Annotated in this window: 14 protein-coding genes; 7 read left to right on the top strand and 7 right to left on the bottom strand. The window is 44.8% G+C overall.

Annotation, left to right across the window (positions count from 1 at the left end):
* Positions 1-12 precede the first annotated feature (12 nt).
* Positions 13-1,503 (top strand): glycerol kinase GlpK, encoded by a 1,491-nt coding sequence (glpK, locus tag AC50X8_RS01720; RefSeq protein WP_494858771.1) that lies wholly within the window; start codon positions 13-15, stop codon positions 1,501-1,503.
* 101 nt (positions 1,504-1,604) lie between these two features.
* On the opposite strand, the gene AC50X8_RS01715 is transcribed toward glpK, so the two are convergent.
* From AC50X8_RS01715 to AC50X8_RS01690, 6 genes are read right to left on the bottom strand one after another with little or no spacing between them, the layout of a single operon-like run.
* Positions 1,605-2,543 (bottom strand): DUF2705 family protein, encoded by a 939-nt coding sequence (locus tag AC50X8_RS01715; protein WP_494858115.1) that lies wholly within the window; start codon positions 2,541-2,543, stop codon positions 1,605-1,607.
* Complete coding sequence (locus tag AC50X8_RS01710) at positions 2,512-3,459, bottom strand: ABC transporter ATP-binding protein (protein ID WP_056029885.1); 948 nt, start codon at positions 3,457-3,459, stop codon at positions 2,512-2,514. The genes AC50X8_RS01715 and AC50X8_RS01710 overlap by 32 nt, the downstream gene beginning before the upstream one ends.
* Positions 3,456-3,806 (bottom strand): LytTR family DNA-binding domain-containing protein, encoded by a 351-nt coding sequence (locus AC50X8_RS01705; protein ID WP_056029882.1) that lies wholly within the window; start codon positions 3,804-3,806, stop codon positions 3,456-3,458. Before AC50X8_RS01705 ends, AC50X8_RS01710 begins: the two co-directional genes overlap by 4 nt.
* A gap of 16 nt (positions 3,807-3,822) precedes the next feature.
* A complete protein-coding gene (locus tag AC50X8_RS01700) occupies positions 3,823-4,347 on the bottom strand; it encodes a tubby C-terminal domain-like protein (RefSeq protein ID WP_494858119.1) in 525 nt (174 codons plus the stop codon).
* Between the two features lie 12 nt (positions 4,348-4,359).
* Positions 4,360-4,878, bottom strand: coding sequence for a hypothetical protein (locus AC50X8_RS01695; protein WP_056029876.1), 519 nt, complete (start codon positions 4,876-4,878; stop codon positions 4,360-4,362).
* 38 nt (positions 4,879-4,916) lie between these two features.
* On the bottom strand, positions 4,917-5,138 hold the full coding sequence (locus tag AC50X8_RS01690; RefSeq protein WP_056029873.1) for a TM2 domain-containing protein: 222 nt from the start codon (positions 5,136-5,138) through the stop codon (positions 4,917-4,919).
* 217 nt (positions 5,139-5,355) lie between these two features.
* On the opposite strand from AC50X8_RS01690, the gene AC50X8_RS01685 reads away from it, so the two are divergent.
* The 6 genes from AC50X8_RS01685 (at position 5,356) to AC50X8_RS01660 (ending at position 10,349) form a co-directional block, all read left to right on the top strand.
* On the top strand, positions 5,356-5,640 hold the full coding sequence (locus AC50X8_RS01685; RefSeq protein WP_063892464.1) for a hypothetical protein: 285 nt from the start codon (positions 5,356-5,358) through the stop codon (positions 5,638-5,640).
* 272 nt (positions 5,641-5,912) lie between these two features.
* Positions 5,913-6,284, top strand: a complete 372-nt coding sequence (locus AC50X8_RS01680) for an ArsR/SmtB family transcription factor (protein WP_494878685.1) — start codon at positions 5,913-5,915, stop codon at positions 6,282-6,284.
* Positions 6,277-6,774, top strand: a complete 498-nt coding sequence (locus AC50X8_RS01675; protein ID WP_494878267.1) for an SRPBCC family protein — start codon at positions 6,277-6,279, stop codon at positions 6,772-6,774. Before AC50X8_RS01680 ends, AC50X8_RS01675 begins: the two co-directional genes overlap by 8 nt.
* Before the next feature lie 282 nt (positions 6,775-7,056).
* Complete coding sequence (bioB, locus tag AC50X8_RS01670; protein ID WP_494878680.1) at positions 7,057-8,055, top strand: biotin synthase BioB; 999 nt, start codon at positions 7,057-7,059, stop codon at positions 8,053-8,055.
* A 142-nt stretch (positions 8,056-8,197) separates the two neighbouring features.
* Positions 8,198-9,598 (top strand): hypothetical protein, encoded by a 1,401-nt coding sequence (locus tag AC50X8_RS01665; protein WP_494858124.1) that lies wholly within the window; start codon positions 8,198-8,200, stop codon positions 9,596-9,598.
* Positions 9,599-9,611: 13 nt separating this feature from the next.
* Positions 9,612-10,349 (top strand): spermidine synthase, encoded by a 738-nt coding sequence (locus AC50X8_RS01660; protein WP_056032794.1) that lies wholly within the window; start codon positions 9,612-9,614, stop codon positions 10,347-10,349.
* Positions 10,350-10,482: 133 nt separating this feature from the next.
* On the opposite strand, the gene AC50X8_RS01655 is transcribed toward AC50X8_RS01660, so the two are convergent.
* Positions 10,483-12,315 carry a UbiD family decarboxylase gene (locus AC50X8_RS01655; protein WP_494858128.1) on the bottom strand — a complete coding sequence of 611 codons (1,833 nt, stop codon included), beginning with the start codon at positions 12,313-12,315 and terminating at the stop codon, positions 10,483-10,485.
* Positions 12,316-12,585 lie beyond the last annotated feature (270 nt).

Here is a 12,585-nt window from a genome sequence, read left to right as displayed (position 1 = left end):
GTTATTGAATTGATGGAAAAATATATATTGGCGCTCGATCAAGGCACGACAAGCTCGCGAGCTATTTTATTTAATAAAAAAGGGGAAAAGGTTCATACGGCCCAGCAGGAGTTTAAGCAATATTTTCCAAAATCAGGTTGGGTCGAGCATAACGCCAATGAAATTTGGGGCTCTATACTGGCTGTCATTGCCGCCTGTTTGTCTGAATCAGGCATTAAAACGCAGCAGATTGCTGGAATCGGCATTACAAACCAGCGTGAAACGGCGATTGTATGGGATCGCGAGACGGGAATTCCGATTTACAATGCCGTCGTCTGGCAATCGCGCCAAACGGCAGAGATTTGCGAGCAGCTTAAGGCTGATGGCCACGAGCCGTTGTTCCGCAGCAAGACGGGCTTGCTTATTGATGCTTATTTCTCAGGCACCAAGGTGAAATGGATTCTTGACCATGTGGAGGGCGCGCGTGAGAAGGCTGAGCGCGGCGAGCTGATGTTCGGAACGGTCGATACGTGGCTGATCTGGCGCCTGTCCGGGCGCAAAGTCCATGTGACGGATTATTCCAATGCTTCGCGCACACTGATGTATAACATTAACGAGTTAAAATGGGATGAAGAGCTGCTGGAGCTGCTATCGGTACCAGCTAATATGCTTCCAGAAGTACGTCCTTCCTCTGAGGTCTACGGCTATACCGACGAATATCATTTTTTCGGCTGCAAAATTCCAATCTCCGGCATCGCAGGCGACCAGCAAGCGGCCTTGTTCGGTCAAGCCTGCTACCAGGAAGGCATGGCAAAAAACACTTACGGCACAGGCTGCTTCATGCTGATGAACACGGGTGAAAAAGCAGTGGTGTCCGAGCATGGCTTGCTGACCACAATCGCGTGGGGGATAGACGGAAAGGTTGAATATGCACTGGAGGGCAGTATTTTTGTAGCGGGCTCTGCTATTCAATGGCTGCGGGATGGCCTGCGCATGCTGCAAAATGCGACGGACAGCGAGCAGTACGCCGCGCGCGTCGATTCAACGGAAGGCGTTTATGTCGTTCCGGCGTTTGTTGGACTAGGCACGCCTTATTGGGATAGCGACGTGCGCGGGGCGGTATTCGGGCTGACACGCGGCACGACCAAGGAGCATTTTATTAGAGCAACGCTTGAGGCGCTCGCTTACCAGGCGCGCGATGTGCTTGCGGCTATGGAGGCTGATTCTGGGCTAACGCTGAAAACGCTGCGCGTCGATGGCGGAGCCGTGAAAAATGACTTCCTCATGCAGTTCCAGAGCGATATTCTCGGCGTTCCGGTCGAGCGTCCGGTCAATGCAGAGACGACGGCACTAGGCGCTGCCTATTTAGCGGGACTGGCGGTAGGCTTCTGGACCAGCCGCGAGGAAATTATGGAGCAATGGCACAAGGAGCGGGCATTCCAGCCCGCCATGGAGGAAGAGCGTAAAGAAAAGCTCTATACCGGCTGGAAAAAAGCAGTGAACGCCGCGAGGGCGTTTAAATAATAGAACGGCCCCCTGGTTGCCGGGGCAGTCATAAATAGGGGCAATTCCTGCTGTCATGCAAGATGACTTTAGGAATTGCCCTATTTGTTTATACGCGAGTATTAGCCCATTTCCCTTCTAGTGAATACGGCCCAGCCGGCGGCGTAAAAGCATAGCATATAACCGGACAGAATGATCAATGAAAATGGAAGGGTAACACCTTCTACTATTGGGGTGCCTGTAAAATAAGCCTCAAGATTCAAATGAGAAAATAAAAAATATTTTGCGAATTCCGGTTGAATTCGACTTAAGAAGGCAGAGATCATATTGCCGCCAAACAAGATAAACACAGAGAATGCAATGGCGAGAGAATTGCTTCGAAACAGTATAGAGATGACAAATGCCATAGTGACAATAACGCAAAGGGTAATCATTTTTAATCCATATGATAGGAACACATGCATAACCATAGGGATGTGTTCATAATTTTGTTTATCCTTTGAAAATATGAATGGCTCTGAAGCACCATCGACCCCAAATAAAAGGGAACCAATAATCCAAGATGAAAGAAAAATCATACAGATAAGCAAGGCTGAGAACATAAGGACGGAACAATATTTCGCTAACAATATTTTATAGCGGCGAACTGGACGGATGAGCAGCAGCTTCATGGTGTCCCATTTAAATTCACTAGCTACGATATCACTGGCAACTATAAGCGTAAATAACGTGACGAATGGAAGAAAATTGGAGACCAGGCTTAAAAATTTCCAAGATGTCATGCGATCCGGAGACACTCCATTTTCCAAGGCATACTCGTTACGTTGAATTTGTGAATTTAAATAGGGAAGAACATCCTCTGGAGCTTCCTTCATTTGTTCTTTTAACAATTGGTTTTCTTCGTTTATAACGGTTTTCCAATCGTCTGTTTGAGAATCGTTCCTTTTATCGATATTAAACAGTGCCGTCATAATAACAATGATTACAAAAATGATAGCCATGGCCCATACCATAGGACGGCTGTATATTTTAATTTGCTCTGCTCTTATAAGCCTTATCAATGGAAGCCTCCTCTGTCAAGCTCATGAACTTGTCTTCCAGGCTCAACTGTTTGCTTTGAACAGCATATACATGGATCTGATGATGAATAAGGAGATAAAGCATTTCCGAAATTTCTTCGCGTAGCAACAGGAAAACCAATTCGGATTCCTCCACCTTGAGCAAGTTCGACGTTCGTTCATGCTTATGAAGTAATGGTAACGCTCGATCGGTTGAGTCTATCTCTATTGTAACGACTTGCCTAACGTTTTCTGTTTTTTGCATGGATTCAATCGATTTGACTTCACCATCCACTATAAACGCCACACGATCACAAATCATTTCCATTTCATTTAACAAATGGCTTGAAATAATGACGGTTTTGTTCTGCTCCTTGGTCAAATGATGGAGATAATCTCGGAACTCCTTCATACCGACAGGGTCCATGCCATTGGTTGGCTCATCAAGCAAAATAAGGTCGGGATTATGGAGCAGCGCCTGTGCTAGTCCGAGCCTTTGTTTCATCCCTAGCGAGAAGGTTTTCACTTTTTTTCTTGCAGCTTCTTGCAGGCCGACGACTTTTAAAATTTCCAAAATGCTGTTTTTATCTGGTTCCTGTTGGCTGTAGAGAGAAAAATGAACTAGATTTTGATAGGCAGTTAAAAAAGGGTACATATGCGGTGTTTCAATGATAGCCCCGATATGTTTCGCGGCGAGTACATGATTTTGATTAGCATTTATTCCATTAATATATATGGAGCCTTGTGTTGGAAATATCAGGTTGGCAATTAGGCGAAATAGCGTTGTTTTACCTGCTCCATTGGGCCCGAGCAATCCGAAAATTTCGCCTCTTCTTACCTCAAGTGAAATATTTTGCAATATGCTTTTTCCCCGAATGGTCTTGCTCAAATTTTCGATTTGTAATGGATGAATGGTCACTGGGTTCCCACCTGGTTCAATGTAATAGATTGTCGTATTACACGTTTACTTACTAAAGCGGTTTTACGGTTTTTATAGTAAGCTTCATATGTATTACGGTTGAAAAAATTGAGCTCTTTTAAATTGAAGACATTTACTATAAAAGACTTATGCGATCTTACAAACATATCGGGCAATATGCCCATTAAATCTTTCAAAGAGACATACACATAAATTTCTTGTGTATCCGTGTGAATCAAGGTTTTTTGTCCAATACGCTCAATAAAAATAATTTCAGACAGGTCTAGGTAAACAATCTGATCTCTTTTCGCAATAATCAGTCGATTATGCACCAATTGAATATTCATAATTAACTCCTAAATATTAGCTATTTTTTAGAGAAAAAACATAATATAAAGACGCAATTTCATGAACTTCAAATCGAGAGTCGAATATTTTGAATGTAATATGATTGGATTTCGGCGGTATTAGCCCGTCTGGTACAGCTTCAGCAATGATCTGTCCATTTAAAGTAAAGCGGACAGCTTTATCAGCAAAATCTTTTTTGATCCAAATCTCTTCATTATACTTTTTATATAAAAATTGAGGATTGGTTTTGATTTTTGTTTTTTTCTCGCAAACGAACTGATCTTGACCAATATGCACATGCCATTTTTCTGTTACAAGCGTTTTTATTGTGTTTATTTCTTTAATATCAACGAGTAGATTGTTATCTTCATCGTAGGCATGTACATTATTCACCATATTATCGAATAAATAATTCATGAGCTTCTGTTTCTTATTTGAGTAATAACGCTGCATGCTCCCAACAGGGCTGCCGTTCTCATCTTCTAGTATTGCCGATGAGGTACTCAGCCTTAGAAAAGGTAAAGTCGTTTTATAAATCATAGGACACCCTTCTTATTGAACTAGAATGAGCAACAGCCTATTAGATACATATACCTCAAAAAAAGCTGCGGCGAAAAGTATGAAAAGGGCCGTTGGAATCGTTTTCTTTACAGTCACCCAATAAAAGCTTTTCAATTGTTCATAAGAGATTTTTTTCCTGAAATATGAAGTTAAATGATAAAGATGATCGATTGTAAAAAGAAAGACGATAAGACAGGCGATCCATTCCAAAACCCCATGTGAAAATGAAGTGCTGTAATAGAGTAAAGGAGAGATAGACAACGCATGCCAGCCTGTGCCCATGCCGAAAATCGCTTTTAATATAAGCAATGGGGACAAGCCCGTCAAAGAAAGCATGAACCAGATTAATAGATTGATACTATTGAAAATAAAGATAAATAGAGCATCATTGAAGCCTAGTTGACTTATTTCATGATGTTCAGATTGTCCTGGCGAAAAAAAGCCGATTAGAAAAAAAATAAAGGACAACATGCAGAAAAATAAAATCAATTTTTTTCGAAAATTCATCATTTGAATTACCCTTCAATGGATATGGAAGCATGGCCGAACTATGAAGCCGCTTGCGATTTTGTGGATAATTGATAAGCGTTAATAATACTGTATATCCAGATAATAGGGTATAAGAAAATTCCGACAACGACTGAAATAAGTAGAATAGAAATAAATTCAACAACAAGCAAAATAATTCCCTTTTTTACATATCCTAAATATAAATGCCCAAGACCCGGATAAATAAAAGAAAGTAATATAGCTAACCATGGTTTTTTCAACCCATTCACCCCCTTTCATCTTGAAATTAATAATAACAAAAATGCCCAAACTAATCAATATTGATTATTTAGAATAGATTTTTTACCATTACGTATTGGTAAATGATTGTTTTAAGTATCAAACTTACTAGTTCGAATAGATTCGAAAAAAAATAGTAATAATCAGGTTACGATGTGTTTGTAGTCAAAAACATATTTTTTAGGAGGAAATTGGATTATGTTATACAATGCTTTTACTGGTACGTCGAGTCTTGCTGATGCAGCTTGGTCTATTGCGCAATTGATTTTCAGAAAGCTTAATGTTGCGGGGGATGCTGTTTCACTTTATAACTCCTTGCTATGGAAGTTCCGCGCTATTTACAATTCATTTGGGGGCAATTTCTCTTGGGCAGATCTGGGCGGCGTCATTCTTGATCTAGGAGAATTCATTTTGAGCTTAACGCCTGCAGGGAAAATAGCAGACATTATCTCGGTTCTGTGGGGAAGCGCTAATATTCTTTAGTCTTCTACTAGAAGAATGTTAGTTTAAATAAATTTTGTCCTATTAGTAGATTAATCAGGATAATATTGGGCAAACAAGTCGGTCGTTCGCGGTATTTTTCCGTGGACGGCCGTTTCTTTTGTTTATTTTCCTTCTGCTGTGGTACAAATCGGCTCGGCTTGTTATGATGAAGAGAATACCTGCAAAACATTTTGAATTAAATATGCATTTACAGGAATATTCCTTTTGGAGTATACTTTAATGGATAACAAGTCTGGAGTAGATTTATGATGATGAAAGCGATGACCTTCAGCGCTTTAGCCGAGCCGAACCGCCTGAGTATCGTGGAGCTTCTGCGTGACGGGCCGCTGCCCGTAGGAGCTATTGCCGAGCAGCTGGAGCTGAACCAGCCCCAGACGTCGAAGCATCTTCGCGTACTCAGCGACGCGGGCCTGGTTGAGGTGCAGCCGGCTGCCAATAAGCGAATTTACAAGCTGCGGCCACAATCTTTACAGCAATTGAATGAATGGTCGGAGACGTTCCGCAGCATGTGGGAGCAGCGCTTTGACAATTTGGAGGCTTATTTGAAGGAGCTTCAGAAGCAAAAGGCAGCACAAGCCCAGCAATCGATTACTAAGCTAAAGACGGAGGATGAACATGGCTGATCAATTAGAAATTACAAGAGAACTGGATGCGCCGCGCGAGCTCGTATTTAAAGTATGGTCTGAGGTCGAGCATTTGAAAAAATGGTGGGGACCGACTGGACTGGAAATTAGCTATGCCAAGCTGGATTTTAGACCAGGCGGCATGTTCCATTACAAGATGACGGCACCGGATGGTGCTGAAATGTGGGGCAGATTTGTTTTTGGAGAAATCGTGGAGCCGGAAAAAATCGTTTTCGTTAACTCTTTTTCGGACAAGGATGGCAATGCCGTACGTGCTCCTTTCAGCGAAACATTCCCGATTGAAATTTCCAATACGTTAACGTTTACCGAGCAGGATGGCAAAACTATTCTTACCTTGCTTGGAGGGCCGATTAATGCGACGGAGGCAGAACGCCAATTTTTCATGGACATGTTCGATTCCATGAGACAAGGCTTTGGCGGCACGTTCGACCAGCTCGAAGCTTATTTGAAAGGCGTTCAAGCAGGCTAAGCCTTTTTAATCGAGTAATTATGCAGGTTTTAAGCAATACCGAAGGCTGTTTCTTTCGCAGTGCAAGCTGCAAGGGGACAGTCTTTTTGTTATGCCGTGCTCAGGAAAGAAATGAAGGCGATCTTTACAGAGGAGGCATGTTTTGCTAAAATAACAAAGATTAATTGTTAACCAAATTTTATTTATTTAGGTTAACAATTTTATCGGATTTAAAATAATAGATACATGTCCGAATAAAAGTGGTGCAGCTTTTTATTTGGTGGGAAGGAAGGTCGTATGATGATGGAGCAACAGCTTAATGGGAGCAAGTGGGAGGCGATGGCGCAAAAAGCGCTTGCTGGACAATGTTTAACGTTAGCGGAGGGACGGTCTATTCTTGGGGCGCAGCAGGAGGAGCTGCTTCCGCTTTTGCAGGCAGCATTTTCAGTGAGGCAGCATTTTTTTGCCAGAAAGGTAAAGCTAAATATGCTGATTAATGCGAAAAGCGGCAACTGTCCAGAGGACTGCGGCTACTGCTCCCAATCGATTGTGTCGACCGCCCCTATCCCCAAATATACCATGCTTGATAAAACGACACTGCTAGCTGGCGCACACGAAGCATTGGCTCGCAAAGCGGGAACCTACTGCATAGTTGCAGCAGGCAGGGGACCTACAGATAAGGAGCTCAGCCAAGTGGTAGAAGCGGTTGAGGAAATTCGCGCGACGATGCCGCTGAAAATTTGTGCCTGTCTGGGGCTGCTGAAAGAGGAGCAGGCGAAGCGTTTAGCTGATGCGGGCGTTCATCGATACAATCATAATTTGAATACGAGCGAGAAGCACTACTCTTCCATTACTACGACACATACATATGAGCAGCGTGTCCACACGGTGCAAACCGCTAAAGCCCACGGTCTATCGCCGTGCTCGGGCGTCATTATCGGAATGGGGGAAACAGACGAGGAGATCGTTGAAATGGCCTTTGCTTTACGCGAGCTTGAAGCGGATTCGATTCCAATTAACTTTCTTCATGCGATACAAGGCACGCCGCTTGCAGCTGCGGGCTGCGTGCCGCCACTGCAAGCTTTAAAGGTGCTGGCCCTGTTTCGATTAATCTGCCCGTCGCGGGAAATTCGCGTTGCTGGCGGACGGGAGCACAGTCTGCGATCGCTCCAGCCTTTAGCATTATATGCGGCAAATTCGCTGTTCGTCGGCGATTATTTGACGACAGAGGGCCAGGACATTTCGATTGACCATCAAATGATTCAAGACCTGGGCTTTGAAATTGAGCGGAATGCGCTCTAATCGGACGATTGCTTAATCCGCTCTGCTGCTTCATCTGGATCGTATTATCTCCAATTTAAGGAAGGAGCTATGAAAATCATGTCGAATTTTAAGAGTAGGGCTTTAGAAAATAAGAAAATGATAAGTAAACATGGGGGAAATAATGAGCAAGAAATTCAAGTTCGTCATGGCAGCAGGAATGCTGACCATCATTATCGCATTGGCAGGATGTTCATCCAATAAAGCAGAGGACGATTTGTCCGCATCCGTTCAAACAGAAGCCGTTCCGGAAGTATCGACAACTACATCGCCAATTGGCAGCAGTGAAGAAGCAGGAAATGTCACGCAAAATAATTCATTTCAACCGACCAATCAGGAAACACAATTCGTAGATACGGCTGATTTAGAGGAGGAGAATGAAGATGAGCAGCAGTCGTATGTTGGAAAAACACTTGCTCAACTGCAAGACGAAGGGCTAATCATTATTGAGGAGCAATCCTTTGAGGCGGAGCTTCAGGACTGGGGCGCGGTGCATTTTGTAAGCGGGTATTCTAATGCTAATCATAAAGGGGAGCAGCGATTTTATCTAATCAATAAGGATGGCAAAGCGGAATATCGGCTCCCTCGCAACAGCGCATCCCGTTATGAGCTGGAGGATATTCTTGCAGTTAGCTTTAAAGATATCAATCATGACGGTGAAAAGGATATTATCATTATCGGAAACTATAAGGATGCCAGAGCGGGAGCCAACGGCGGGTCCCTGACATGGGCCTCGGTGTATTTTAGTGACCATCAGTATTTTGTCCCGCTGCTCTGGCTTGATGACCTGCTAAATCGTACCGATGGCAGCAAAAGTATTGCAGGAGTTACGGGGGAGGCCGCATTGATTTATAACGAGATCGCCAACCTGGATGATGATGAAATAAAAATCGAGCATTTGGCAGCACTCATCTGCAGCAGCAAGATGTTAGAAAAGAACAGCTTGAAATATGTAAACACCTACGATTCCACTGCGATTTTTATGGATTATTCAACCTATCTCCATAAAAGCTTAATGTATCTTCTAGGGCAATGCTTCGACCAAGATATTGTTCACATGTTGGCTGGTCATGACGAGCTTGCAGAGAAGGTTAAGATATATGACGAACTTTTGGGAGATATCCTTAGTGAAGTGATAGATTATAATTACGTAAAGAGTGGAAAAGGCACCATGTGGCAAGAATTTGCGGCTAATTATAATCTTGAGTATAGGGCAGTGATTCACAGTTATGTTGTAGGCAATATTGAAAAAAAGATGAACAGTCGTTATGCTGACGTTGATGAGCTTCAAAAAGTCTGGGAACAGGTGCGCAGCCTTATGCTGGCTTTCTCGAAAACGGTAATGGATGAAAACGATGATGGCAGTATGATTTCGCAAGAAGAACTTGATGAAATGGCTGGTAATGCCGATCGGATAGACCGCAAAGTTACGGAGTTTATCGGACTGGCGAAAGATGATACTAAAGCTGGGGGATTAATTGATTTTATGATTGAAGCGATGGATATGACGTTTAGTGATTTTTGATGCGGATAAACAAGTGAAACTATGGTTTGAGGAGCGAACCGCTCATCACGAAATTGCCGTCTACGACACGACAGAGCTGGATGGGGAAAAAGGGCGCTTTCGCGTCCTGCAATTTTCTGGAGATGCGACGCAGGGCGCGCTTGATCTGGAACGCCCCGGACGTATATTGTTCGAATATCCACGAGCGATCATTCATCTGATGGAAAGCAATCAAGCGGCTTTTGAAAAAGTTTTTCTCATCGGTCATGGCATCGGCACGATCGCCCGTTATTTTGAAGATAAAACGTTCAAGGTAGCCGAGCTTGATGAGACAGTCGTAGAGCTGAGCCGGTTGTATTTTGGCTATAATCAGGATAATGTCGTCATTGGAGATGGGCGTGCTTTGCTGGAAGGAGAAGCGGAACATGCTTACGATTATGTCATTGTTGATGCTTTCACCAGACAGGGAACGCCAAAGCAGCTTGTGTCACTGGAGTTTTTTCATTTAATTCGAAGCAAGCTCAGCGAAGGTGGCGCTGTCCTTTTGAATCTCATGGGCAGGGGGGAGCGGGACAGGCTCATTCATGCCATTCAAACGACGCTTGGGGAGGTTTTTGCTTATACGAAAGCGTTCATTTTGCCAGCAGATGGATCAGCTGATTTGCAAAATATCATCCTCATGGGCAGCGATCGGCCTGTCGCCTTTCAAGCTCGCCACATGGCTGGATTCGTGGAGCTTGAGCCCGGTCAAGGCTATATTATTCGAGATTAAAGTTATTTTGTACAATCGCATTGTCAACTATAAAGCGAATGAATCAACGCATGATGAGCAAAACAAAGGAGTACAGGACATGAGCCTGTACTCCTTTGTTTGTCTATTTATAATGCGGCGGCATTTAATCAGCCTACAGCTTAAGCCCGCCGAGGCTCGCACCGGCTGCGAACAAACGCTCAATCCGTTTCTCCACAGCTGGATCGGCGATGAGCGGCGGCGCTTGATGCGGCTTCGTGCGCGCATCAATAATGACGTTATCACAGGCCCAGTGCTTGTGCTCGTAGCCGCTATTTACCCCGTAAATATCATGGGAAGGGTTGCTGCGCGTAAACGTAGCCCACAGGAAGTTATCCACCTTCGCGCTTAAAAACGTGCTGTCGTCGCATAAAACAATCATCGGGCAGGAAGGCAGAGGTCCCTTCTCAGCAATTGCTTCGCTCAAGCTCTGCAATTGCGCCTTCGCATCGGCGTAGCTCGTGAATGCTGGACCTTGAATGGCTACGACGCCGGGCATAACGAGACGCGCGTTTTCAAATCCGCGCAGCTCCTTCAGCACGTCAGGCGTTTCGCGGCACAGCTCGCGAATCTTCTCTCCATAGGCGGCAAAAACGACCTTGCTGCCTTCATTAAGCCCCGTACCCGAATAGTCCAGCGTATCGATCGTCGTATTTGTATAAAAATGAATATCCCGGCGCAGCTCCAGCCGCTCCAGCACATAGGCGAGAAATTCCGCCTCATGATGCGTCGTTACAGGCTGCTTGTCCTCCGCCGTAATAAATAAATATTTGGCCAGGCTGAGCTGCCCTGTGCCCAAAATCCGGTTCGCCAGCGTCAAAATTTCCGTTGGCCGCTTGACCTGCTGATACGGCGTATACCGCTCGCTTCCAATAGCGAACAGCAGCGGATGCACGCCTGCTGCATCGACGGCGTGGACTTCCTTCACGCCGGGAATTTCCTGCTTGATCGCATCTCCCGTAAGCTCATGGATAAGTGCTCCGAAGGCGGTATCCTCCTGCGGAGGTCTTCCGACAACCGTAAACGGCCAGATCGCATTGGGCTTTGCATACACTTTATGCACCTTCATGAGCGGAAACGGATGCGTCAGGCTGTAATAGCCCAAGTGATCGCCAAATGGGCCTTCCGGCTTCGTCTCTCCAGGATGAATTTCCCCAGTAATGACGAAATCTGCGTCATTGCTAAGCACAAATCCATCTCGGTAGCTATAGCGGAAACGGCGTCCTGCGAGCAAGCCGGCAAAGGTCATTTCGCTTAAGCCTTCCGGCAGCGGCATAACAGCTGCAAGCGTATGGGCTGGCGGACCGCCAACGAAGATGCTCACCTTCAGCGGCCTGCCCAGCTTATTCGCCATATCCTGATGAATGCCAATGCCGCGGTGAATTTGGTAATGGACGCCGATTTCCTTATTCAGCTCGTAATCATTGCCGCTAAGCTGAACGCGGTACATGCCGAGATTCGCATTCATCAGTCCCGGCTTGCCCGGCTGCTCGGTAAACACCTGCGGCAGCGTTACGAAAGCGCCGCCATCGTCTGGCCAATGCTTAATAAGCGGCAGGTCGGAAATTTGAATTTCCTGCGCCGCTACTGGCACGCTGCCTGAGCTTTGCTTCGGCAGCGCTTTCCATGCTGCAAGGCCCGTTCCAATATGCCCAAACGGGTTTTTCATTGCTTTCATGGGGGCGCCGCGCAAATCGATGACGCGCTGGGTGGACTCCCATGTATGGCGGAACATGAATTTGCTCCGCTCAACCGTTCCAAACAAATTAGAGACGGCACGAAATTTGGAGCCTTTTACATTTTCGAACAATAGGGCGGGACCGCCAGCTTCAAATACCTTCATATGAATCGCCGCCATTTCCAAATGGGGGTCGACCTCTTCCTTTATTCGAACGAGATGTCCGTTTTGTTCCAAATCGAGTACACATTGTTCCAAGTGGCGATACATGTTGAAATAGCTCCGATCTATATGAATTTTGCGAAATGATTCTCAGCCAAGGTGGAAAGGCTTTCGCCGTCCTTTGGCGGCGCGGCGCGTTTCAATCCGAGAAATATAAGAATTTATAAGTGTGAAGCTTATAAATTCTTATATTAAAAAAACCAGTTATCTCTAGTTAAAACGAATTAAAACCCCTTGTCAAATTTACCGACCAATCGACAGAAAAGGTTCAAAATTTAATAGAGTTCAGATATTGAGATTTACACAGCAAGGTGCATA

It is taken from the genome of Paenibacillus sp. JT22N15 (assembly GCF_059383755.1).
The sequence above is the reverse complement of the archived record's forward strand: the minus strand, read 5'-3'. Positions and strand labels throughout refer to the sequence as shown.

Excerpts from the sequence above, each read along its gene's own strand:
- AC50X8_RS01675 (WP_494878267.1), top strand. The coding sequence starts at position 6,277 with ATGGCTGATCAATTAGAAATTACAAGAGAACTGGATGCGCCGCGCGAG.
- AC50X8_RS01655 (WP_494858128.1), bottom strand. The coding sequence starts at position 12,315 with ATGTATCGCCACTTGGAACAATGTGTACTCGATTTGGAACAAAACGGA.
- AC50X8_RS01695 (WP_056029876.1), bottom strand. The coding sequence starts at position 4,878 with ATGATGAATTTTCGAAAAAAATTGATTTTATTTTTCTGCATGTTGTCC.
- AC50X8_RS01665 (WP_494858124.1), top strand. The coding sequence starts at position 8,198 with ATGAGCAAGAAATTCAAGTTCGTCATGGCAGCAGGAATGCTGACCATC.
- AC50X8_RS01705 (WP_056029882.1), bottom strand. The coding sequence starts at position 3,806 with ATGAATATTCAATTGGTGCATAATCGACTGATTATTGCGAAAAGAGAT.
- AC50X8_RS01700 (WP_494858119.1), bottom strand. The coding sequence starts at position 4,347 with ATGATTTATAAAACGACTTTACCTTTTCTAAGGCTGAGTACCTCATCG.
- AC50X8_RS01680 (WP_494878685.1), top strand. The coding sequence starts at position 5,913 with ATGAAAGCGATGACCTTCAGCGCTTTAGCCGAGCCGAACCGCCTGAGT.
- glpK (WP_494858771.1), top strand. The coding sequence starts at position 13 with ATGGAAAAATATATATTGGCGCTCGATCAAGGCACGACAAGCTCGCGA.
- bioB (WP_494878680.1), top strand. The coding sequence starts at position 7,057 with ATGGAGCAACAGCTTAATGGGAGCAAGTGGGAGGCGATGGCGCAAAAA.
- AC50X8_RS01685 (WP_063892464.1), top strand. The coding sequence starts at position 5,356 with ATGTTATACAATGCTTTTACTGGTACGTCGAGTCTTGCTGATGCAGCT.